A 382-nucleotide genomic window follows, 5' to 3' on the forward strand; every position below is an offset into this window, starting at 1 on the left:
AGGCGTAGGCGGCCTGGCCGGGCGAGCCGAGGGTGGCGGCGGCGGAGGAGAACAGGATGAAGGCGTTGAGGGGGAGGTGGCGGGTCTGGCGGTGCAGGTTCCAGGCGGCGTCGACCTTGGGGGCGAAGACCCTGTCGACCTGTTCAGCGGTCAGCGATGTCGTGACCGCGTCGTCGATGACCCCGGCCGCGTGGATCACCGCCGTGAGCGGACGCTCGACCGGGATGCCCGCCAGAAGATCGGCCAGTTGCGCCGGGTCGGCGGTGTCGCATGCGGTGATGGTGACGTGGGCGCCGAGGTGTTCGAGGTGGTGTTGGAGGTCGTGGGCTCCGGGGGCGTCGGGGCCGGTGCGGCTGGTCAGGTGCAGGTGGGTGATGCCGTG

The 382-nt window shown here is 71.5% G+C and carries 1 protein-coding gene; it reads right to left on the reverse strand.

The window, feature by feature from the left end; genetic code table 11:
* Positions 1-382, reverse strand: a 382-nt coding sequence (locus E1266_RS37710; protein ID WP_132055398.1) for a KR domain-containing protein, incomplete at both ends; no start/stop codon positions are given.

The organism is Actinomadura sp. 7K534 (assembly GCF_004348575.1).
GTDB lineage: Bacteria > Actinomycetota > Actinomycetes > Streptosporangiales > Streptosporangiaceae > Spirillospora > Spirillospora livida.